At 67.2% G+C, this 22,423-nt stretch carries 15 protein-coding genes; 13 read left to right on the forward strand and 2 right to left on the reverse strand.

Going from position 1 to position 22,423, the window contains the following annotated elements; all coding sequences use genetic code 11:
• The first annotated feature begins 309 nt into the window (after positions 1 to 309).
• The 3 genes from RUU78_RS03985 to RUU78_RS03995 all read left to right on the forward strand — a co-directional run bounded on the left by RUU78_RS03985 (position 310) and on the right by RUU78_RS03995 (position 6,403).
• Positions 310 to 3,054, forward strand: a complete 2,745-nt coding sequence (locus RUU78_RS03985) for a TonB-dependent receptor (RefSeq protein WP_313913894.1) — start codon at positions 310 to 312, stop codon at positions 3,052 to 3,054.
• A 137-nt stretch (positions 3,055 to 3,191) separates the two neighbouring features.
• Positions 3,192 to 4,673 carry an MFS transporter gene (locus tag RUU78_RS03990; RefSeq protein ID WP_313914038.1) on the forward strand — a complete coding sequence of 494 codons (1,482 nt, stop codon included), beginning with the start codon at positions 3,192 to 3,194 and terminating at the stop codon, positions 4,671 to 4,673.
• An 86-nt stretch (positions 4,674 to 4,759) separates the two neighbouring features.
• On the forward strand, positions 4,760 to 6,403 hold the full coding sequence (locus RUU78_RS03995; protein WP_313914040.1) for an alpha-amylase family glycosyl hydrolase: 1,644 nt from the start codon (positions 4,760 to 4,762) through the stop codon (positions 6,401 to 6,403).
• Here RUU78_RS03995 and RUU78_RS04000 read toward each other — a convergent pair.
• A complete protein-coding gene (locus tag RUU78_RS04000; RefSeq protein ID WP_313913896.1) occupies positions 6,354 to 7,403 on the reverse strand; it encodes a LacI family DNA-binding transcriptional regulator in 1,050 nt (349 codons plus the stop codon). The genes RUU78_RS03995 and RUU78_RS04000 overlap by 50 nt on opposite strands.
• A 522-nt stretch (positions 7,404 to 7,925) precedes the next feature.
• Between RUU78_RS04000 and RUU78_RS04005 the strand changes: the two genes are divergently transcribed.
• From RUU78_RS04005 to RUU78_RS04050, 10 genes are all read left to right on the forward strand, one after another.
• Positions 7,926 to 9,515, forward strand: coding sequence for a 2-isopropylmalate synthase (locus tag RUU78_RS04005; protein WP_313913898.1), 1,590 nt, complete (start codon positions 7,926 to 7,928; stop codon positions 9,513 to 9,515).
• A 9-nt stretch (positions 9,516 to 9,524) separates the two neighbouring features.
• Entirely contained in the window at positions 9,525 to 10,472 is a 948-nt protein-coding gene (locus tag RUU78_RS04010) for a branched-chain amino acid transaminase (protein ID WP_313913900.1), read from the forward strand.
• Positions 10,472 to 11,884: a 3-isopropylmalate dehydratase large subunit gene (gene leuC / locus RUU78_RS04015; RefSeq protein WP_313913902.1), complete on the forward strand. Its 1,413-nt coding sequence runs from the start codon at positions 10,472 to 10,474 to the stop codon at positions 11,882 to 11,884. Before RUU78_RS04010 ends, leuC begins: the two co-directional genes overlap by 1 nt.
• Entirely contained in the window at positions 11,881 to 12,480 is a 600-nt protein-coding gene (leuD, locus tag RUU78_RS04020; protein WP_313913904.1) for a 3-isopropylmalate dehydratase small subunit, read from the forward strand. The genes leuC and leuD overlap by 4 nt, the downstream gene beginning before the upstream one ends.
• The gene (gene leuB / locus RUU78_RS04025) at positions 12,477 to 13,550 is read left to right on the forward strand and encodes a 3-isopropylmalate dehydrogenase (RefSeq protein WP_313913907.1); all 1,074 of its coding nucleotides are present in this window, start codon (positions 12,477 to 12,479) and stop codon (positions 13,548 to 13,550) included. The genes leuD and leuB overlap by 4 nt, the downstream gene beginning before the upstream one ends.
• Before the next feature lie 192 nt (positions 13,551 to 13,742).
• Complete coding sequence (ilvD, locus tag RUU78_RS04030; protein WP_313913909.1) at positions 13,743 to 15,392, forward strand: dihydroxy-acid dehydratase; 1,650 nt, start codon at positions 13,743 to 13,745, stop codon at positions 15,390 to 15,392.
• A gap of 178 nt (positions 15,393 to 15,570) precedes the next feature.
• A complete protein-coding gene (gene ilvC / locus RUU78_RS04035) occupies positions 15,571 to 16,614 on the forward strand; it encodes a ketol-acid reductoisomerase (RefSeq protein ID WP_313913911.1) in 1,044 nt (347 codons plus the stop codon).
• 43 nt (positions 16,615 to 16,657) lie between these two features.
• Positions 16,658 to 18,340 (forward strand): acetolactate synthase 2 catalytic subunit, encoded by a 1,683-nt coding sequence (ilvG, locus tag RUU78_RS04040; protein WP_313914042.1) that lies wholly within the window; start codon positions 16,658 to 16,660, stop codon positions 18,338 to 18,340.
• Positions 18,337 to 18,576 (forward strand): ACT domain-containing protein, encoded by a 240-nt coding sequence (locus RUU78_RS04045; RefSeq protein WP_313913914.1) that lies wholly within the window; start codon positions 18,337 to 18,339, stop codon positions 18,574 to 18,576. The genes ilvG and RUU78_RS04045 overlap by 4 nt, the downstream gene beginning before the upstream one ends.
• A 212-nt stretch (positions 18,577 to 18,788) precedes the next feature.
• Entirely contained in the window at positions 18,789 to 19,796 is a 1,008-nt protein-coding gene (locus RUU78_RS04050) for a pyridoxal-phosphate dependent enzyme (protein WP_313913916.1), read from the forward strand.
• Between the two features lie 113 nt (positions 19,797 to 19,909).
• Here RUU78_RS04050 and RUU78_RS04055 read toward each other — a convergent pair whose 3' ends face one another.
• Positions 19,910 to 22,339, reverse strand: a complete 2,430-nt coding sequence (locus RUU78_RS04055; protein WP_313913918.1) for a right-handed parallel beta-helix repeat-containing protein — start codon at positions 22,337 to 22,339, stop codon at positions 19,910 to 19,912.
• Positions 22,340 to 22,423: the final 84 nt, after the last annotated feature.

Below are 22,423 nucleotides of genomic sequence, written 5' to 3' on the forward strand. Positions count from 1 at the left end.
CGTGCGTGCGCTGGAGAGGCAAATTCGCGTGCTTGTGGATATTTCATGGCGCGGTGCGGCATGGACCGACGCAGGGCAGTCAATGCGGCTATGGCTGGTCGCACGCTGGGGTATGCGCCGCTGCGTCCTCGTGTTCATGTTGCGAATGCACACGGATCTCACGGCACCGGCAGATACCTGGCGTGCGCAATCGGCGGCAATGAATACGTATGCAATGGCATGGGCGTGGCCGCACAAGCGTCTTACGATCCGCCGCCATCGTTGCATTACGCGCGGCGCATCGGCGCCGATCCGGGAGGGGATATGCGTTTGAACAAGAATCTGCTGACTCTGGCGTTGCTGGCCGTGCTGCATGGCGGCGTCGTGCTTGCCGCGACGCCTGCCGAGATCGAACCGGCGGAGGCGGCCGCCGACGGCGGTGAGGCCGACAGTACCGTGCTCGAAAGCGTCAACGTCACTGCGAACCGCCGCGTGCAGAGCATCCAGGAGTACGCCGGCACTATCCAGAGCTTCAGCGGCGATCTGATCGAGAAGCTCGGCATCAATACCGATTTCACGAACCTGCAGACCGCCGTGCCGGGTTTGCAGATCACTCGCCAGGAAGGCAAGTACGAGATCTTCCTGCGCGGCATCGGCGCGGCGGATTCGGACTTCTCGTCGGATCCGTCGGTGGCGACGTACTACAACGGCATCTACCTGCCGCGGCCGCGCTCGATCGGGCCGATGTTCTTCGACGTCGAGCGCATCGAGGTGAACAAGGGGCCGCAAGGCACCGTGCGCGGACGCAACGCCACCGGCGGTGCGATCAACATCATCCCGAATCCGCCCGAGCTCGGCGCCTTCAACGGCAACGTCAAGATCGGCTTCGGCGATTACGACGCACGCACTCAGGAAGGCGTCATCAACATCCCGCTCGGGCAGACCGCGGCGTTGCGTGCGGCGCTGTTTTCCGAGCGGCATGACTCGTACTACACCAACGCGTATCCCGGGAGCTTCGAGCCGCCCGGTGCGGTGGACAATCAGGCGGCGCGAGTCTCGCTGCTGTGGCAACCGAACGAGCAGTTCAGCGCGAACGTCATGGTCGACCGCGTCGCCGAGGAAGGCACCGGCGATCCCGGCGTGTTCGCGAACCGCGCGCTCGCCGCCGGCTACGACATCGACGATATCGACGATCCGTACAGGCAGTACTTCCGCACCCAGGGCCAGACCGACAACGACATCAAAGGCATTGCCGCGACGATGACCTATGATTTCGGCGCGTTCGCGCTCGAATACAACGGCTCCTACCGCGAATACGATTTCTACAACCGCAATGCCTCGCGCGAATGGCAGCTCGGCTTCGAATATCCGGGCACCGCGGTCGAGGCCTACCACAACCCCGAACGCCTGCTCTGGAACGACACCTTCTTCCAGGCCGAAAAGTCCAGCTCCACGATCAACGAACTGCGCTTCCACGGCGAGACCGATCGTCTGATCTGGTCGGCCGGCGGCTTCTTCTTCGGCGAGAAATACGACTACCTGTCCTGGGACGTCGGCAACGGCTACTTCGGCGATTGCGACTGGTGGCAACCCGGCACGATCTGCGGCTGGCAGGACGGCCTTGGCGGCGAGAACCGCGGCGACGATTCCAAAGTCCGATCCAATGCGGCGTACGCGGATTTCAGCTTCAAGGTCAACGACGCCTTCCGGCTCATCGGTGGCCTGCGCTTCACCGACGACAAGAAGACCGCGCGCGAATCGAACATGAAATACCAGTTCGTCATTCCCGAGGCGCTGTTCGCCGATTTCGGCCTCGATCCGAACACTCTGACGAATCCGTATACGACCGGGCTGATCCTGGGCTCCAGCGGTTTCGTGCTGCAAAGCCCGGGCGGGCGCACGCTGAACAATCCACGCATCTGCAACGGCTTCGATCCGGCCACGATCACCTGCAACGGTGGCACCGACAATTCGGTCGACTACTTCATCGACGGCATACAGAGCTTCGGCTACCAGGACAACTGGGACGAGTTCCTGCGTCGCTATCGCGACCAGATCGACGTGATCATCCGTTCCGACTATCCGGGCGGCAAGAGCACGAATGTGTACAAGGACAACTACGTCGACTGGCGCGCCGGCATGGAATACGACTTGGCCGAACGCTCCATGCTCTACGCGACCGTCTCCACCGGCACGCGCTCGGGCGGCATCAACCGGCCGCTGATCCTGAGCAACGGCACCGTACTCGCACGCACCTGGAAGCCCGAAGAGCTGATGTCCTACGAGGTCGGCATCAAGAACGACCTGCGCTGGGGCGACCTGCCGCTGCGGCTCAACGGTACGCTGTTCTACTACGACTACCAGAACAAGGTGGTGCAGAACCTGATCGCGATACCGGCGCCGACACCGACGAATCCGGCCGCCACAGTGCTGCAGGTCTTCAGCGACAACGCGGCGAACGCCGAAGTACTCGGCCTCGAATTCGAAGCGGGGCTGCGCTGGAGCAACGGGCTGGACCTGGGCCTCAACTACAACTACGTCGATTCGACGTTCAAGAACGCGTTCATCCTCGACACGCGAGGCAACAACCTCATCGTGCCGATCGGCGGCAACCAGCTGCCGAACACGTCCAAGCACAACCTCAACCTGCAGCTGAGCCAGACCATCGATCTCGACTGGGGCGCGGTGCGCGCATTCGACTGGACCGTGAACATGCTGTATCGCTCCGAGTTCTATCTCACCGCGTTCAACAACCGCGGTTTCGGTCGCGACGCTGCCGGCAACGTGGTCGAGATCCCGCTCGCGCAGATGACGGTCAACAACGGATCGAACCCGGCCCAGGTCGGTCCGCCCGCCAACGGCCTCGCGCTGCAGGACAAGGTCGACGGCTTCAGCATCTTCAACGTGTCCGCCGGACTCACGCTCGGTGCGCAGGACCAGTTCCGCCTGTCCGGCTACATCTCCAACGTCACCGACAAGGCGTATTCCGGCAAGGGCTTCATCAACGACTCGGTCAATCTGCGCTATCTCAACAACCCGCGCACCTACGGGCTACAGTTCGCGGCGAAGTTCTGAAACCGCCGCCGGGATTTGCCGATGACGCACAGTCGCGAAGGTCTGCACCGCTTCCTCTCCCCCGCGCTTCGTTCGGGGGAGAGGGCCGCGGCGATACACACGCCGGCGGTCGTGCCGTGACCACGTCAGTGACGCTGGTGCGCGAGCGACCGCCGCTGGCCTTCTGGCAGATCTGGAACCTCTGCTTCGGCTTCCTCGGCATCCAGTTCGGCTTCGCGCTGCAGACCGCGAATGTCAGCCGCATCTTCCAGACCCTGGGGGCATCGCTCGATGCGGTGCCGCTGCTGTGGATCGCCGCACCGCTGACCGGCTTGCTGGTGCAGCCCGTCGTCGGCTACTGGTCGGATCGCACCTGGACGCGCCTGGGCCGGCGCCGTCCCTATTTCCTCGTCGGCGCGGTACTGGCCTCGCTCGCGCTTGTGGCGATGCCGCTCTCACCGGCGCTTTGGATTGCCGCGGGCCTGCTCTGGGTCCTCGATGCATCGATCAATATCGCTATGGAGCCGTTCCGTGCCTTCGTCGGCGATCAGCTGCCGAGCGCGCAGCGTGCGCGCGGCTACGCGCTGCAGAGTTTCTTCATCGGCCTCGGTGCCGTCGTCGCGAGCGCGCTGCCGTGGTTGCTGACCCAGGCCGGCGTCGCGAACACGGCCGCACCCGGCGTCGTGCCGGATGTCGTGCGCTACGCGTTCTACGCGGGTGGTGCCGTGCTGTTGCTGACGGTTGGCTGGACCGTGCTGCGCACGCGCGAATTGCCGCCGGACGAACTCGTTGCCACCGATACGGCAGTGGTCGAAGCCGTCCAACCACTGCCGTTGACGCGGCTGCGGCGCAACGGAGCGATCTGGCTCGGTGTGGGCGTGCTTGGCGGCATTGCCGTCGCGCGATATGCGCTGGACCGGCAGCTTTACCTGTTGACGGGCGGCCTCGCTGTCGTCGGTCTGACCCAGATCATCTTCGCGGGGCGTCCCGTACGCGGCATGTTCAGCCAGATCCTTGCCGACATGAACCAGATGCCCGCGGCGATGCGCCAGCTGGCCGTGGTGCAATTCTTCTCGTGGTTTGCTTTGTTCGCCATGTGGATTTTCATGACGCCGGCCGTGGCGCAGTTGCACTTCGGCGCGCGTGATGTGCAGTCGGCGGCCTACAACAGCGGCGCGGACTGGGTCGGCGTGCTGTTCGCGGCCTACAACGGCTTTGCCATGCTGGCAGCACTGGTCATCGCCCCTCTGGCACGGCGCCATGGGCTGCGCACGACGCACATGCTCAACCTCGGGCTCGGTGCGGCGGGCCTGGTCGGCGTCGGCCTCCTGCGGGATCCGCACTGGCTGCTGGTCTGCATGATCGGCGTCGGCTGCGCCTGGGCATCGATATTGTCGCTGCCGTACGCCCTGCTGGCGGACAGCCTGCCGGCGCGCAAGATGGGTGTCTACATGGGTATCTTCAATATCTTCATCGTGCTGCCGCAGCTGGTGGCGGCGACGGTGCTGGGGTTCGTGCTGAATACGTTCTTCGGCGGCGAGTCGGTGCAGGCGTTGAATCTCGGCGGCGCGAGTCTGGTGCTGGCGGCCGTGTGCATGCTGCGGGTGCGCAGCGCGGGGTCAGCGGCGGTGGCGTCGTGAAGCGGTGTCGCGGGTCGACGCGATGGCGCGCGGCGCTGCACCCGGTGTCCGCTGCGCGGGCCGGCGCAGCGGTCGTTGCCGGCGTGATGCTCGGTGGCTGCGCGTCGCGTGGCGTGTCGCGGGAGTATTACGGCACTACGGAACCGTTTGCGGCGGAGGCGGTGTATTTCGTCGTCACCGATCGCTTCGTCAACGGTGATACCGGCAACGACCAGCGTGAGCAGGCGGCCGGCCGCTGGCATACCTTCGACCGGCCGATTGCCGGGCCCGACGGCGAGAGCGACAACATCGGCTACCTCGGCGGGGATTTCCGCGGCGTGCTCGACAACGCGGACTATCTGAAGGATCTCGGCTTTTCCGCGGTCTGGATCACGCCCATCGTCGACAATCCCGACGAGGCCTTCAGCGGTGGCGATGCGCCAAGCTGGGGCAGCCAGTGGACCGACCAGGGCAAGACCGGCTATCACGGCTACTGGGGCGTGAATTTCTATCGGCTCGACGAACACCTGCCGAGCCCGGGCCTCGATTTCGCCGGCTTCACGCAGGCCATGCATGCGCGCGGGCTGAAGGTGGTGCTCGATATCGTCGCGAACCACGGCTCGCCGGCGTTCGGAATGGATCCGCCGCAGCCGAAGTTCGGCCGCGTCTACTGCGCCGACGGCACTTTGCTCGCGGATCACCAGAATCTCGCGCCGGCGCAGCTCGATCCCGTGCACGAGCCACTGCACCGCTTCTACAAGCGCGAGGTCGAACTGGCCCAGTTGTCCAACTTCGACGAGACCTCGCCCGAGGTCATGGACTATCTCGTCGGCGCCTACCTGCAGTGGATAGAGCAAGGTGCCGACGCATTCCGCATCGATACCGTGAGCCTGATGCCGCCGGCGTTCTGGAAGGCCTTCGGCGAACGCATCCGCGCCAGGCATCCGGGCTATTTTCTTTTCGGCGAGGCGTTCAACTACGATCCGGCCGCCATCGCGCAATACACCTGGCCTGACGGCGGCGGCATGTCGGTGCTGGATTTCCCGCTCAAGCAGGGCCTGGCCACGGTGTTCGGGAAAACCGGCGGCGACTACGCGGCCCTCGCGCAAGCGCTGTTCCTCGAGGGGGGGCCGTATCGCAATCCGTACGAGCTCATGACGTTCTACGACAACCATGACATGGCGCGGCTGGATGCCGACGATGCCGGCTTCATCGATGCGCACAATTTCCTTTTTACCGCGCGCGGCATTCCGGTGATCTATTACGGCTCGGAGGTCGGCTTCATGCGCGGCCGCGCCGAACATGCGGGCAACCGCAACTATTTCGGCCAGGAACGCATAGCCGCGGCGAAGTCGTCGACCATCTACCAGAACCTGCGCCGCATTGCGCGCATCCGGGCCGCGTCGCCGGCGCTGCAGAGAGGCCTGCAGCTCAACCTGGAGCTGTCCGGTGATCGCGCCGCGTTCTACCGCGTCTACCAGCGCGGCGATGCGCAGCAGATCGCGCTGGTGCTGCTGAACAAGGGCAATGCCGCACAGGCGTTCCGGATCACCGAGCTGCTGCAGGCCGGCACCTGGCGTTCAGCGGTCGATGGCAGCGAGCAGCGCATCGGACCGCAGGGCATGTTGAGCGCGGAAGTACCGGCGCATGGCGTGCAGGTCTGGCTGCTCGATGCGCCCGTCAGCGACGCGCGATTGCGGCTCAGGCTGGACCCGCTGGTGCGGGAGGCGCGCCGCACGACCGGCGAATGACCAGCGTTGCGGGCAGCATGCGGCTCTCCACGGGTTCGCCGCGGATCTGCTGCAACAGGCTGGCGACCAGCAGCTCTCCGGCGCGCTTGGTGTCCTGCAGCACCGTCGTCAGCGGCGGCGCGGCGAAGCGCGCCATCGGGATATCATCGAAGCCGATCACGGCAACGTCTTCCGGCGTGCGCAGGCCGCGTTCGGCCAATGCGCGTAGCGCGCCGATCGCGAGCAGGTCGCTCGCGGCGAAAACCGCGTCGATCGCAATATCTCGCGCGAGCAGCGCGTGCGTCGCGGCATGGCCGACGAGTTCGGTGGAATCGCCCGCGTCGGCCTGCAGCTGTGGGTCCACATCGATTCCAGCGGCGCGCAGCGCCGCGCAGTGACCGGCGTAGCGCTCGAAGAACTCGGGGCAGTGCGGCGACGCGGTGCCGACGAAGGCGATGCGGCGCCGGCCCAGCGCAAGCAGGTGCGTGGTCGCGGCCTCGCCGCCCTGGCGGTTGTCGCAGCCGATCGACACGCCGGGCTGGCCCTCGACGACCGCGCCCCAACGCACGAAATGCGTGCCCTGCTGCACCAGTCGTTCAAGGCGTCCGCGCGAAACGAGATAGTCGCCGTAGCCGAGCAGGATCAGCCCGTCGGCCTTGTGGCTGTCCTGATAGTCCGCGTGCCAATCGTCGGACAGCTGCTGGAATGAGATCAGCAGGTCGTAGCCCAGCCGCGCGGCGGCGCGGGTGATCGAGCCGAGCATGGACAGGAAGAACGGATTGATCAGCGAGTCGTCGGCGGTCGGGTCTTCGAACAGCAGCAGCGCCACTGTCGCGGAGCTCTGCCGGCGCAGGCTCGAGGCGTGCTTGTCGACCGTGTAGTTGAGCTCCTTCGCCACCGCCTGCACGCGCCGGCGCGTTTCCTCGTTGACCAGCGGGCTGCCGCGCAGTGCGCGCGACACCGTCGCCTGCGATACGCCGGCGCGGTAAGCGATGTCGAACGACGTGGGTTTCGATTTCATCCGGCCGATGATCGCATGGGCTGCACGCGCGGCGCGGACAGTTGTCCGGATAAATTCCGGGCGCGAGACTAGCGCATAAGCGTCCTGTTTTGTCGTATAACATCGCCTTTGCGCCGTAATACGTCAAAAGAAGAGGCGTCATTTGACACCTCTTCGACGCGGCGAATAGCGTCGGTTCCCATGACGCAGCGCACCAACCACCGCCAGATCGCCCGCACCGAGCAGCCGCTCGTGCCGGCCCTCCTGCGCGTGGTCGAGCCGCGAATTTCGCTCGTACTTGTACTCGTACTTCTTATTACCTCCGGAGGTGCGGGTTAGGGCGCGCGTCGATAGAACACCACGACACGAACACTAAAAAAACCCCGCACCCGGCAACGAGTGCGGGGTTTTTTATTGCCCTGGATCGCACGGGGATCAATCGCGGATGCGATTGGTTCCCGGAGAACGTGGGCAAGCTCCGCTTGCACCGTTCGATTGAAAAAAGGGCAAAAGCCCTTTTTCAACAACCGGAATGAAGCAGCCATGACACCGACAGATTCCAACGTAGCCAGCATCACTCCCGTCCCGCGCGAACGCGTACGCGTGTTCGACACCACGCTGCGCGATGGCGAGCAGGCACCGGGCTTCTCCATGACGCGGGCGCAGAAGCTGCGCATCGCCCATGCGCTCGCCGAACTCGGCGTCGACATCATCGAGGCCGGCTTCCCGCAGGCCTCCGACGGCGACTTCGCCTCGGTGCAGGCGATCGCGCACGAAGTCCGCAGCGCGGCGATCTGCGCGCTGGCACGCTGCCAGCGCGGCGATATCGAGACCGCGGCGCGTGCGCTGGAACCGGCTGCGCGCGGACGCATCCATGTGTTCATAGCGACCAGCCCGCTGCATCGCGAGCACAAACTCGGCATGAGCCGCGCCCAGGTCATCGACGCCGCCATCGCCGGTGTGCGGCGTGCCGCGGAACTTTGCGCCGATGTGGAATTTTCCGCGGAAGACGCGATGCGCACCGAACCGGACTACCTGGCCGAGGTGTTCAGCGCCGTCGTCGAGGCCGGCGCGACGACGCTGAACGTGCCTGACACGGTCGGCTACATCACGCCGGCGGAAATGTTCGAGCGCATCGGCTACCTGCGCAAGCACGTGCGCGGTGTCGAGCGTGCGGTGCTGTCGGTGCATTGCCACGACGACCTGGGCATGGCCGTGGCGAACAGTCTGGCCGCGGTGTCGGCCGGCGCGCGCCAGGTCGAATGCACCCTGACCGGCATTGGCGAGCGCGCCGGCAACGCGGCGCTGGAAGAGATCGCAATGGCGCTCAAGACGCGCGCCGAGCTGTTCGGCGTGGAAACCGGCCTGCGCACGCCGCGCCTGTACCCCACGGCGCGCCTGCTCGCGCAGATCACCGGCCACGCGATCCCGCGCAACAAGTCGGTCGTCGGCGACAACGCGTTCGCGCACGAGTCGGGCATCCACCAGCACGGCATGCTCAAGCATCGCGGCACCTACGAAATCATGCGCCCGGAAGACGTCGGGTTCGCGCGCTCGCAGCTGGTGCTGGGCAAGCACAGCGGCCGGCACGCGCTGCGCGAGCGCCTGGCAGCGCTGGGCCATGCGCCGGACGAGGCGGAGCTCGACCAGATCTTCACCCGCTTCAAGACCCTGGCCGACAAGAAGCGCGAAGTGTTCGACAGCGATCTGGAGGCGCTCGCGCTGGGCCGCGACGCCGAGGCGCTGGGACCGTGGCGCATCGTGCACCTGCATGCGGCCTCGCACCTGGGCGGCAGCGCGTCGGCCTCGGTGCGGCTGCAGCATGAGGACGGCAGCCAGTCCAGCGAGGCCGCGATTGGCGATGGTCCGGTCGACGCGACCTTGCGCGCGATCGGCCGTGCCGTACGTCAGGACTTCGAACTGACTGATTTCCAGATCCGCGCGCTGTCCGAAGGCGGCGACGCGCAGGGCCAGGCGACGCTCGGCGTACGCCATGCCGGCCGCGAACTGCGCGGCCGCGGCATCTCCACCGACATCGTCGAGGCGGCCGCGCTGGCGGCACTGGAAATCGTCAACCGCATCGAACGCAGCAAACCCGATACGGCCGCGCACGCGGCCGCGAACCACGCCTGAGGACATCGCATGAAGACGCCCGCTTACATCTGGCACAACGGCCGCATCAAACCCTGGCAGGACGCCAGCGTCAGCGTCGGCGCGCACGCGCTGCACTACGGTTCGTCGGTATTCGAAGGCGAGCGCGTCTATGCCACGCCGCAGGGACCGATGTTCTTCCGCCTGCGCGACCACACCGAGCGGCTGTTCCATTCCGCGCGCGTCTATGACCTCGGCATCGCCTACAGCGCCGACGAGATCGACCAGGCCTGCGCCGACGTGATGCTGGCGAACAAGCTCGGCAGCGCCTACCTGCGACCCATCGTCTACCGTTCGGGCTTCACCTTCAGCCTGGCGCCGCCGCTGGACACCGCGGTCGACGTCGCGGTGATCGCGATCGAGTGGGGCAGCATGCACGGCGCCGCGGCGCTGGAAAGCGGGGTCGATGTCTGCGTCAGCTCGTGGAACCGCGCCGCTCCGAATACGTATCCGAGCGGCGCCAAGGCCGGCGGCAACTACCTCAACAGTCAGCTGATCGCACGCGAAGCGGTCAACGGCGGTTTCGTCGAAGGCATCGCGCTCGCGCCTGGCGGCCTGCTCAGCGAAGGCGCCGGCGAAAACCTGTTCATTGTGCGCAACGGCAAGATCTATACCCCGCCGGCCGGGGCCAGCATCCTGTGTGGCATCACACGCGACACGGTGATGACGCTCGCGCAGGAGCTGGGCTACGCAGTGCATGAACAACCCATGCCGCGCGAGATGCTGTATTTCGCCGACGAAGTGTTCATGACCGGCACGGCGGCGGAAATCACGCCGGTGCGTTCGGTCGATCGCAAGCCGGTCGGCACGGGCAGGCCCGGCCCCGTGACGAAAGCGCTGCAGCGCGCGTTCTTCGGCCTGTTCGACGGCAGCACCGAAGACCACTGGGGCTGGCTCACGCCGGTGCGCGCCCGCGCCTATGCGCAGGAGGCTGCGTGATGGCCGCGCGCACGCTGTTCGACAAGCTGTGGGATGCGCATCTGGTCAAGGCACCGACACCGGCCACGCCGGGCATCCTCTACGTGGACCTGCACCTGATCCATGAAGTGACCTCACCGCAAGCCTTCGCCGAACTGCGCGCGCGCGGGCTGAGCGTGCGCTGTCCCGAACGCACGCTGGCGACGCTCGATCATTCGACGCCGACCGCGCCGTTCGACGATCTCGGCCAGCCGGTGTATGCGAGCGAGGACGCGGCCGCCCAGGTCGGCGAGCTGGAAAAGAACTGCGCCCAGTTCGGCATCCGCCTCAATGGCTGGAGCAGCGAGCACCGCGGCATCGTGCATGTGATCGGCCCGGAACTCGGCGCGACCCAGCCTGGCATGGCCATCGTCTGCGGCGACAGTCACACCTCGACCCACGGCGCGTTCGGCGCGCTGGCGTTCGGCATCGGCACGACCGAGGTCGGCCATGTGCTTGCGACCCAATGCCTGCTGCAGCGCAAGCCGAAGACGCTTGCGATCGAGGTCGACGGCGAACTGCCGGCCGGCTGCAGCGCGAAGGATCTCGTGCTGCACGTCATCGGCCAGATCGGCGTCAACGGCGGCACCGGCCACGTCATCGAATACCGCGGCCGCGCGATCCGGGCGTTGTCGATGGAGCAGCGCATGACCGTGTGCAACATGGCGATCGAAGCCGGCGCGCGCGCCGGCCTGATCGCGCCGGACGAGGTCACTTACGACTATCTGCGCGGCCGTCCGTACGCGCCGCAGGGCGAGGACTGGGACTCGGCTGTGGCCGGATGGAACCTGCTCGCGAGCGATGTCGACGCGTGCTACGACCGCACGGTGCACATCGACGCGACGCGCGTGCGCCCGACCGTCACCTACGGCACGCATCCGGGCATGGTCGTCGCGCTCGAGGCCAGCGTGCCGCTGCCGGCGACGCTGCAGGAACGACGCGCGCTCGACTATATGCGGGTCGAAGCGGGCAAGCCGATGGCCGGCATGGCCGTCGACGTGGTCTTCATCGGCAGCTGCACCAACTCACGCATCAGCGACCTGCGCGATGCGGCCGACGTGCTGCGCGGACGCACGCTCGCCTCGCGCGTGCGCATGCTCGTGGTGCCCGGCTCGCTCGCGATCAAGCGCGAAGCCGAACGCGAAGGGCTGGACCAGGTCTTCCGCGCTGCCGGCGCGGAATGGCGCGAACCGGGCTGCTCGATGTGCATCGCGATGAACGGCGATCTGGCCCAGCCGGGACAACTGGTCGTCAGCACGTCCAACCGCAATTTCGAGGGCCGCCAGGGACCGGGCGCACGCACCGTGCTCGCAAGCCCGTCCGTGGCCGCCGCCTCCGCCGTCGCCGGCTGCATCGCCGATCCGCAATCGCTGCTTCAGGAACAGGCCGCATGAACATGTCGACCAACCGTCCGATCACGCACATCCGCTCGCGCACCGCGGTGCTCGCGCACGAGAACATCGATACCGACCGCATCATCCCGGCGCGGTTCCTGACCACGACGCAGCGCGACGGCCTCGGCCGCTTCGCGTTCAACGACTGGCGCTACACCGCCGACGGCACGCCGGATCCCGCGTTCGAACTCAACAAGCCCGCCGCGCGCGGCTGCGAGATCCTCGTCGCCGGGCGCAACTTCGGCTGCGGTTCCTCGCGCGAGCACGCGCCCTGGGCGCTGCTCGATTTCGGCCTGCGCGCGGTGCTCAGTTCCGAGATCGCCGACATCTTTCGCAACAACGCGCTGAAGAACGGCTTGCTCGCGGTCGTGCTCAGCGAATCGGAGCACCGCTATCTGCTAGCGCATCCGGGCATCGAACTCGCCATCGACGTTGCCGCGCAGACCATCGAACTGTCCGACGGCGGCCGCTTCAGCTTCCAGCTCGATGCGTTCGCCAAGCACTGCCTGCTGGCCGGTGTCGACCAGCTCGGCTTCCTGCTCGCGCACAACGACGCGATCGAGCACTTCGAGCGACTGCGCGGAGAAGCCGCATGAAGGCGCGCATCGCGGTACTGCCGGGCGACGGCATCGGCCCGGAAGTCACGGCCGCGGCGGTCAGCGTGCTGCGTCACGTCGCCGCGCGCCACGGTCACGACTTCGAGTTCAGCGAACACGCGATCGGCGGCTGCGCGATCGATGCGCACGGCGACCCGCTGCCGGCCGAGACGCTGATTGTCTGCAAGCAGGCCGACGCGGTGCTGCTCGGCGCGGTCGGCGGACCGCAGTGGTCCGATCCCAAGGCCAAGCTGCGGCCGGAACAGGGCCTGCTCCGGCTGCGTGCCGAACTCGGCGTGTTCGCGAACCTGCGCCCGGTACGCGTGCATCCGCGCCTGGCCGACCTGTCGCCGCTGAAAAACGAGCGCCTCGCCGGCGTCGATCTGCTGTTCGTGCGTGAACTCACGGGCGGCGCCTATTTCGGTGCAAAGACGCGCACGCACGATACGGCGACCGACGAGACGCGCTACACGACCGCGGAGATCGAGCGCGTGCTGCGCCGCGCGTTCCAGCTCGCCCGCACGCGCAGCCGCCGCGTCACGTCGGTCGACAAGGCCAACGTGCTGGAAACTTCGCGCCTGTGGCGCGAGACCACGCAGCGCGTCGCGCACGAATTTCCCGACGTCGCGCTGGAACACCAGCTCGTCGATTCGATGGCCATGCTGCTGCTGACGCGCCCGGCCGCGTACGACGTCATCGTCACCGAGAACCTGTTCGGCGACATCCTGACCGACGAAGCCGCTGCGCTGGCCGGTTCGCTGGGCCTGCTCCCGTCGGCCTCGCTCGGCGAAGGTACGCGCGGCCTGTACGAACCGATCCATGGCTCCGCGCCGGACATCGCCGGCCGCGGTGTCGCCAATCCGCTCGGCGCGATCCTGTCGGCGGCGCTGCTGCTGCGGCATTCGCTGGGCCTGGACGCCGAAGCCGCGACGATCGAGCGGGCCGTGGATCGCGTCATCGAGGCAGGCGTGCTCACGCGCGATCTGGGCGGTACTGCGGGTACGCGCGAAAGCACGGCAGCGGTCATCGCCGCGCTGAGCGAGCGTACCGCGGCGCAGGAGGCGGCATGAACGGTTTCGACGCTTTGAGGCGTGATTGCACCAGGGTTGCGCAAGACGCAACTGCTGTCGCGATGGCAACTTGTCGTGATCTCCAATTTGCGTGTGGACCTGCGCACCGCAACCGCGACGCCGCGACTCGCCACGTGACACTCAATCCGCCAGCGATTTCGCGGGCAAATTCCGCCACGGAAGGTTTTCACCATGCGCAGTGACGCCATCAAACACGGTCCCGACCGCGCGCCGGCGCGCGCCATGCTGCGCGCGACCGGCCTCGACGACGCGGCCATCGCCAAGCCGCTGATCGCGGTCGTGCACACCTGGTCGAACGTCAGCCCGTGCAACCTCAATCTGCGCGACCTCGCCGCCGCGGCCAGCGACGGCATCCGCGCGGCCGGCGGCACGCCGATCGAGTTCAACACCATCGCCGTGACCGACGGCATCGCGATGGGCACGTCGGGTATGCGGGCCTCGCTGGTCAGCCGCGAAATCATCACCGATTCGATCGAACTCGCCGTCGACGGCCACTGCCTCGATGCGATGGTCGTGCTGTGCGGCTGCGACAAGACGATTCCCGCCGCAGCCATGGCGCTCGCGCGGCTCAACATTCCCGGCGTCGCGCTGTACGGCGGCAGCATCGCGCATGGCCGTCTCGACGGCCGCTCGATCACCGTGCAGGACGTGTTCGAGGCGGTCGGCGCGCATGGCGCCGGCAAATTGTCGGACGAGAAATTGTGCCAGGTGGAAAAAAGCGCCTGCCCCGGCGCCGGCGCCTGTGGCGGCCAGTTCACCGCGAACACCATGGCCATGGTGCTGACTGCGCTGGGCCTGTCGCCGCTGGGCCTCAACGACATCGCCGCGACCGACCCGGCCAAGCGCGCGGCGGCGTTCCGCTGCGGCGAGCTCGTGCTCGACTGCCTCAACACGCAGCGCCTGCCGCGCGACCTGCTGACGCCGACCGCGTTCCGCAACGCCGCGCGTCTGGTCGCAGCCACGGCCGGCTCGACCAACGCGGTGCTGCATCTGCTCGCGATTGCGCGTGAAGCCGGCGTCGCGCTGACGCTGGAAGACTTCGAGAGTGCCTCGCGCGACACGCCGGTCATCGCCGACCTCAAGCCCGGCGGCCGCTATACCGCAGTCGAGTTGACCCAGGTCGGCGGCGCCGGCCTCGTCGCCGCGGCGATGCGCGCGGGCGGCCTGCTCGACGACGCGCCGACGGTCACCGGCCTTTCGCTGTTCGCCGAACTCGATGCGGCGGCGCCTACGATGGGCGGCCAGGACGTGGTGCGTCCGGCCAGCGCGCCGCTCAAGCCGCGCGGCGGCTACTCGATCCTCTACGGCAACGTCGCGCCCGAGGGCTGCGTGCTCAAGCTCGCCGGCCAGGGACGTTTGCGCCATGAAGGTCCGGCGCGCGTGTTCGACAGCGAGGAGCTGGCCTTCGCCGCCGTGATGGCCGGCGCGATCAAGGCCGGCGACGTCGTCGTGATCCGCAACGAAGGCCCGGCTGGCGGACCCGGCATGCGCGAGATGCTCGCGGTCACGGCGGCGCTGGTCGGCCGCGGCCTCGGCAATGACGTCGCACTGATCACCGATGGCCGCTTCAGCGGCGCGACGCACGGCTTCATGGTCGGCCACATCGCGCCGGAAGCCGCGCGCGGCGGGCCGATCGGGCTGTTGCAGGAAGGCGATCACCTCGTCATCGATGCCGAATCACGCACCTTGTCCACCGACGCGCCGCTCGAGGAACGCCGCGCCAGCTGGCAGCCACCGGCGGCGAAGGTCGTCAGCGGCGTGCTCGCCAAGTACGCGCGTCTCGTCGGCTCGGCGGCGCACGGCGCGGTGACGCATGGGTAGCCCGCCGCGCGAGCTGTCCCGCGCTTTGGCGCTCTCCCCCGACCGCGTCGGGGGAGAGGCAGCGCAGCGATCCGCGCGCTTTCCTCGCATTCCGACTTCTGTTTCTACGTACTGCTTCTGCGACTGCAGCAGGCGTTGCAAATAAATCCATCGTTCCACAACTTCCCGGAGACGCCGCATGACCACCACCGTACCGACCACCGCCGCCCTGCAGTCCGCCCGCATCACCGTCCTCGGCTACGGCAGCCAGGGTCGCGCGCACGCGCTCAACCTCAAGGATTCCGGGCTCGACGTGACCGTCGGCGTGCGCCGCGGCGGTCCTTCCTGGGACAAGGCGCGGGCCGACGGCCTCAAGGTCGCCGAACCCGCGGAGGCGGTGAAGGGTGCCGATCTCGTCGCGGTGCTGACGCCCGACATGGTACAGCCGGCGCTGTACGACGAGGCGATAGCACCAAACCTCAAGCCGAACGCGGCGTTGCTGTTCGCGCACGGCTTCAACGTGCACTTCAAGCAGATTGCACCGCGTGCCGACATCGACGTGATCCTGGTCGCGCCGAAGGGCCCGGGCGCACTCGTGCGGCGCGAATACGAGAAGGGCCACGGCGTGCCGTGCATCTACGCGATCGAGCAGGACGCCAGTGGCAGCGCGCGCGACAAGGTGCTGGCCTATGCGGCCGGCATCGGCGGCGCGCGTGCGATGCTCATCGAGACCAGCTTTGCCGAGGAAACCGAGACCGACCTGTTCGGCGAACAGGCTGTGCTCTGCGGCGGTGCGACCGAACTCGTGCTGGCCGGCTTCGAGACCCTGACCGAGGCGGGGTACCAGCCGGAAATCGCGTACTACGAAGTGCTGCACGAGCTCAAGCTCATCGTCGACCTGCTGCACGAAGGCGGGCTTGCGAAGATGCACCAGTTCATCTCCGAGACCGCGCAGTACGGCGACCTGACCCGCGGTCCGCGCGTCGTCGACGCCGACACCAAGGCGCGCATGAAGCAGATCCTGACCGAGATCCAGCAGGGCCAGTTCGCGCGCGAATGGACCGCGGAATACAAGGCCGGCAACGGCAACTACCGCGCGCTCAAGCAGCGCGACCTGGCCCATCCGATCGAACAGGTCGGTGCCAGCCTGCGCGCGCGCATGCCCTGGCTGAACCCGGCGCAGCCGACCCTGACCACGGTGGCACCGCCTGCGGCGGATGCCCCTTTTAAACGGAGTGCCTGACATGGATGGGGGGCGCGACACTCGCAACACCGCCGCGGCGGCTATGGCAGCGGCGACGCCGGCCCAGGCCGGCAGCGTGCGCACCGGCGCGCAGCATCTGCTCGACGCGCTGGAAGCCGAAGGCGTCGACACGATCTTCGGCTATCCCGGCGGCGCGATCATGCCGGTCTACGACGCGCTCGTGGATTCGCGGCTCAAGCACATCCTCGTGCGGCATGAGCAGGGAGCGGCGCTCGCCGCCGACGGCTATGCGCGCGCGAGCGGCCGCGTCGGCGTGTGCCTCGCGACCTCCGGACCCGGCGCGACCAACCTGCTGACCGGGCTCGCGAACGCGTATCTCGATTCGGTGCCGCTGCTCGCGATCACCGGCCAGGTGCCGACCAGCCTGATGGGTACGGACGCGTTCCAGGAAGTCGACGTGTTCGGCATGAGCCTGCCCGTCGTCAAGCACAGCTACATCGTGCGTCGTGCTGAGGACGTCTATGCCGTCGTGCGTGAAGCGATCGCCATCGCGACCAGCGGCAGGCCCGGGCCGGTACTGATCGATCTGCCCAAGGACATCGCGAACGCGCGCGCCGTTGCACGCCCCGTGCGCGAGGTGACGACGCGTCTGCCGGCGGCGACCGAAGCCGGCATCGCCGAGGCGCACGCGCTGCTGTCGCGCGCGAAGAAACCGCTGCTGTACGTCGGCGGCGGCGTCGGTCTCGCCAACGCCGAACGCGAACTGCGCGAGTTCGCGCGCCTGACCGGCATTCCGGCCGTGTCGACGCTGAAGGGACTCGGCGCCTGCGATCCGGACGACACGCACTATCTGGGCATGCTCGGCATGCACGGCAATCCGGCGGCGAATTTCGCGGTGCAGGAATGCGATCTGCTGCTCGTCGTCGGTGCGCGCTTCGACGATCGCGCGACGGGCCGCCTGGCGACGTTCGCACCGGAAGCCCGCGTGATCCATCTCGATGTCGACGCCGCCGAACTCGGCAAGCTGCGCGCCTGCGACGCAGGTCTCGTCGGCGATCTACGCGAGCTGCTGCCACGTCTCGTGCATCCGGTCGCGATACGGCCGTGGCAGCGCCGCTGCCGTGTGCTCAAGCAGCAGCACGCGTGGCGCTACGACGCGCCCGGCGAAGGCATCTACGCGCCGGCGCTGCTCAAGCAACTGTCCGAGGCCGGCGGCAACCGGCTCGTCGTCGCGAGCGACGTCGGCCAGCACCAGATGTGGGTCGCGCAGCACTGGCGCGTGCCGTATACCGCGGCGCACCTGTCTTCCGGCGGCCTGGGCACGATGGGCTTCGGCCTGCCGGCGGCGATCGGCGCGCAGCTCGCGCGGCCTGGTGCGACGGTGATCTGCGTGTCGGGCGACGGCTCGATCATGATGAACATCCAGGAGCTGGCCACGCTCAAGCGCTACAACATCCCGGTCAAGATCGTGCTGCTCGACAACTCCAGCCTCGGCATGGTGCGGCAGTGGCAGGAGTTGTTCTTCGACAAGCGCTACAGCGAAGTGGATCTTTCCGACAATCCTGATTTCGCCGAGCTGGCGCGCGCATTCGGCATCCCGGCGTTTGCGATCGAACGGCGCGACCAGATCGACGGCGCGGTGCAGCGCCTGCTGCGAGAACCCGGGCCGTTGTTCTGCCACGTCAAGATCGACGCGCGCGAAAACGTCTGGCCGTTGGTGCCGCCGGGCAAGTCGAACGCCGAAATGATGGGGTGCGCCGCATGAGTTGCAGCCTGGAGCTCGCGCTGGATCGGGCCGAGGGCGCCTTGCTGCGCGTGCTTGGCACCATCGAGCGGCGTGGCTGGAACGTGCTCAGCGTAAACGCAGCGAGTACCGCGCACGCGTATACCGTAAACGTCACGCTGGACGGTGCGCGCGACCCGGAAACGCTGTGCCGGCAGTTGCAGCGGCTGGTGGATGTGCGGGAGGTGAAGCTGCTGAGTGAAAGTCCGTTGGCATGACGGGTTTTTTTGCCCTCTCCCCCACGCGAGTGGGCGAGAGGGCCAGTTCGCGTTGGGTTGTTAGTCAGCGCTCAATTCGGTGATTTCGTCGATTTCGATTCTTTATTCAATTCATATCAATTGGGAGAAAACCATGAACCAGCAGCGCAGCATCCGAATTACCCCGGGGTCGTCCGCAGTCCGCACTCCTCCCCTCCCTTGCGAACGCCGCCATGACCCTGTCCACCGCCGCTGCAAACCCGTATCGCGCTGAACTCGCCCCCGCTTTCACCGCAGCGGCCGGCGCGACGCGCCTGGCACCGCTGCATATCGTCACGCCGTTGCTGCAGACGCGCATCGGTGAGGTCGATGTCGGGCTGAAGCTCGACAACCTGCAGCCGGCGCGCTCATTCAAGCTGCGCGGCATCGGCCATCTGTGCCAGCACCATGCGCGCCGCGGCGTGCGCCGCTTCGTGTGTTCCTCGGCCGGCAATGCCGGCTATGCCGTGGCCTGGGCCGGCCGCGCGCTCGGTATCCCCGTCACCGTCGTGATCCCGGAAACCACGCCGGCATTCATGCGTGCGCGCATCCGTGCGCTGGGTGCAGAGCTGCGCTGCGAAGGCAGCGTCTGGGACGAGGCGAATGCGGCGGCACTGAAGCTCGCCGAAGCACCCGGCACGGCCTTCATTCCGCCATTCGACGATCCGCTGCTGTGGCAAGGGCATGCCTCGCTCGTGGACGAACTCGCGCTGCAGTGCGTCACGCCGCCCGAGGCGATCCTGGTCGCCGTCGGCGGCGGCGGCCTGTTGCTCGGTGTGCTCGAAGGGCTGCGGCGTGTCGGCTGGCAGCGTACGCGCGTGTTCGCGGTCGAACCCGAGGGCTCGGCCTCGCTCGCGCCGAGCCTGGCACGCGGACACGTCGTCGAACTCAGTGCGCCGCGCAGCCTGGCGACCAGCCTGTGCGTCAAACGCATCGCACCGGCGCTGATCGCCGCATGCGCCGAGTTCGAGGTCGTGCCGCTGACGGTCAGTGACGCCGAGGCCACGGCCGCCTGCGTGCGCCTGGCCGAAGACCACGGCCAGATGATCGAGCCCGCCTGCGGCACCGCGCTGGCCCCGCTGTATGCGCGACATCCGGCGCTGGCTGGCGTGCGTCACGCCGTCGCCGTGGTCTGCGGCGGCCAAGTCGTGACGCTCGGCGATCTGGCGCGCTGGCAGAGAGAGCAGCCGGCTGCCGACTAGACAAGAAGGGAAAGGGGCGCCGGGCGCGGGATTGCGCCAAGTGCCAGGCTTGCCGCGTGATAGTCGGGCTACGACGCCGCCGCACCGGTTTTGCCGGTGTGGCGCCTGTGCGATCAGTTGAAACCGTCCCGGAAAATCTTGTCGTACGTGGCATTGCCCATCGCAAAGCAGGTGCCGATTTCCGACGTGTTGCCGGCCGCGTCGGTCGCGGTAAGACCGATCAGCGGATTGCCCGAAATCGTCGGCAGCACCACGTTGACCTTCAGCGCACCGGCTGACGCCGGCAGTGTTATCTGTGCGGTGCCGATGAACGCCTCGGCATGCGGGCGGCCGCCGGCCGAACTCACGTTGTCGCACTTCGGGGAGAAGTACGCGTCAATGCGGTACGTGCCGGGCGCGGCGTCGAGCGTGGCGCTGACCGTGGCGTTCACGTCGATGGACGGACTCGCGACCGGCATCAGCACCAGCGCCGTGATCGTGGGAAAGTTCTGCAGACGATTCGCGCCGTCGTCGCCGTCGCCCGCATCGTTCGCCAGCGGACCACTGGCGTCCAGGTCGATGTCCATGCCGTTGTTGCTGGCGCCGTTGTCGTAGATCAGGTTGGTGCGCACCGCGTTGTTCGTGCCACCTTCGACCAGCACGCCGCCCTGCAGCATGTTGCGGATGGTGTTGGCGTACAGGCCGCCGGTGACGTTGCTGGTGGCCGGCGCGCCGATGGTGTTGTTGCTGCCGCTGACGCGCACGCCCGCGCCGCTCAGGAATCCGCTGCCGTTCACGGTGTAGCCGATGCGGTTGCGCTGCACCACGTGGTTGCTGCTGCCGTTGATCCAGACCGCGTCGCGGGTGTTGCCGACGATGCGGTTGCGATCGACCAGACAGCCGCTGCCAGCGAGATTGATTCCGGTGAAGTTCGGCAGTGCGGTGGTGCCGTTCGCGGCCACGCCGATCAGGTTGTTGACGAACTGGCAGCGGTCGACGCTGCTCGACACCGTGCTCGCCACGTTGATGCCGGCCAATTCGGCACCGCCGATCACGTTGCGGTCGGCCAGGCTGTTGCCGCCCACGATCAAGCTGCCGCCGGCATTGACGCCGATCGAGATCGCCGAAAAACTCGCGCCGGGCAGCGCGATGCCGGTCACGCTGCCGCCGAACTGGTTGCCTGCGATCACGTGATTGCTGCCCCCGAGCAGCATCACCGGCTGGCTGAAGCCGCCGATGCCAAGGCCGCGCAATGTCAGCGAACCGGCCGTAGCGCCGGTCGGCACGTTGAAACCGTAGGACAAGGTGCCGCTCGCGGGCTTCACGAGCACGCACAGGTCGGCGTCGAAGCTGTCGGCGTCGCCGTTGACGCTGGAGCCGGACTGCGTCGTGCCGTCGATGACGATCGGCGTCGTGATCTGCGGCAGCGTCGAGGCCAGCGCGATCACGCGTGGGCAGTTGCCGGGAATGTTGAACGTGATCGTGGCCGGATTCGCCGAAGCGTTCGCCTGCGTGATCGCATCGCGCAGCGAACCGACGCCGGTGTCGGCGGTGGTGATGACCGAGTACTGCGTGGCGTCGTTGAACGCCGATTCGAACGCGCCGCGATCCGGAAAGCTGCCGAGCCAGCGCGTGTGGCCGAGAATGTCTGTCGACGACAATCCGCCCGGAAACACCACGGCGCCGGTATTCACGGCGGGCGAAGTGCTCTGCAGCGAGTAGTTGCCGTTGGCCGCGTTCACCCACTGCGGGTTGGTCTGGCCCGGCGCGACCGTCGTGCCGCCCGCGCCGTTGCGATCGAGCGAGAAGTACGTGGTGTTGATCATGTTGATCGTGGACATGAAGACCGAGCTGATCTCCGATGTCTGTACCGACGACCACAGGATGCTGTTGGCGAACGACGCATAGCCTTCGCCGCTGTCCGACGAGCCGGACATGCACAGCTGGCGATTGGGCGCGATATCGATCGTGCTGTTGTTGACCAGCAGCGCGCCGCCTTCCACGAGATTGAAACCCTGGGCGCAGGTGCCGATCTGCATGCCCGAAGCCATCTGGTCGATCAGCACATTGTCGAGGGTGATCGAGCCGCCGCCGTAGGCGACGAGGTCGCCGGGTCCGGCCGACGGCGGAATGCCGCGAATATGCGTATGGCTGAGCTGGATCGCGCCCTGCCTGCCGAACGTGCCCGTGTAGATCTTGAGCGGATTGACGTTGACGATGCTCAGCCCGTCGATCGCGACGAGGTTGTCGGACGTGGTGTTCTGTTGCAGCGTGAGTCCCGCGCCCGAGAGGTCGATGACAGTTTCCGCCGCGCTGACGATGGGTTTGCGCACGCTGCAATCGGCGTTGTAGCCACCGAGCAGCGTCGTGGGTCGCGCGAGATTCGCGAAGCGTCCGCCCAGCTGATAGGTGCCCGTCGCCATTCGGATCGTGGTCGCATCCGGGGAGATGCCCGCCACCGAAAACGCCGTGTCGAGCGTGGCGTTGGAGTTGACGCACAGCTGTATCGCGTGGGCGGCGTTGCCCAGCAGCATGAAGACCAGTGCGAGCAGCATCGTCAGCATTCGAGGTGCCGAGCGTGAATCGTGGCGGGAGGCGAAGAAGACGCGAGGCGACATGGTTGCGTTCCGAGAGCCGGGCGGATTGCC

The sequence above is a fragment of the Tahibacter sp. genome (genome assembly GCF_032229445.1).
Taxonomy (GTDB): Bacteria; Pseudomonadota; Gammaproteobacteria; order Xanthomonadales; family Rhodanobacteraceae; genus Tahibacter.

Excerpts from the sequence above, each read along its gene's own strand:
- leuB (WP_313913907.1), top strand. The coding sequence starts at position 12,477 with ATGAAGGCGCGCATCGCGGTACTGCCGGGCGACGGCATCGGCCCGGAA.
- leuC (WP_313913902.1), top strand. The coding sequence starts at position 10,472 with ATGGCCGCGCGCACGCTGTTCGACAAGCTGTGGGATGCGCATCTGGTC.
- RUU78_RS04000 (WP_313913896.1), bottom strand. The coding sequence starts at position 7,403 with ATGAAATCGAAACCCACGTCGTTCGACATCGCTTACCGCGCCGGCGTA.
- RUU78_RS04045 (WP_313913914.1), top strand. The coding sequence starts at position 18,337 with ATGAGTTGCAGCCTGGAGCTCGCGCTGGATCGGGCCGAGGGCGCCTTG.
- leuD (WP_313913904.1), top strand. The coding sequence starts at position 11,881 with ATGAACATGTCGACCAACCGTCCGATCACGCACATCCGCTCGCGCACC.
- ilvD (WP_313913909.1), top strand. The coding sequence starts at position 13,743 with ATGCGCAGTGACGCCATCAAACACGGTCCCGACCGCGCGCCGGCGCGC.
- RUU78_RS04010 (WP_313913900.1), top strand. The coding sequence starts at position 9,525 with ATGAAGACGCCCGCTTACATCTGGCACAACGGCCGCATCAAACCCTGG.
- RUU78_RS04055 (WP_313913918.1), bottom strand. The coding sequence starts at position 22,339 with ATGCTGACGATGCTGCTCGCACTGGTCTTCATGCTGCTGGGCAACGCC.
- RUU78_RS04005 (WP_313913898.1), top strand. The coding sequence starts at position 7,926 with ATGACACCGACAGATTCCAACGTAGCCAGCATCACTCCCGTCCCGCGC.
- RUU78_RS04050 (WP_313913916.1), top strand. The coding sequence starts at position 18,789 with ATGACCCTGTCCACCGCCGCTGCAAACCCGTATCGCGCTGAACTCGCC.
- ilvG (WP_313914042.1), top strand. The coding sequence starts at position 16,658 with ATGGCAGCGGCGACGCCGGCCCAGGCCGGCAGCGTGCGCACCGGCGCG.
- ilvC (WP_313913911.1), top strand. The coding sequence starts at position 15,571 with ATGACCACCACCGTACCGACCACCGCCGCCCTGCAGTCCGCCCGCATC.
- RUU78_RS03995 (WP_313914040.1), top strand. The coding sequence starts at position 4,760 with ATGCTCGGTGGCTGCGCGTCGCGTGGCGTGTCGCGGGAGTATTACGGC.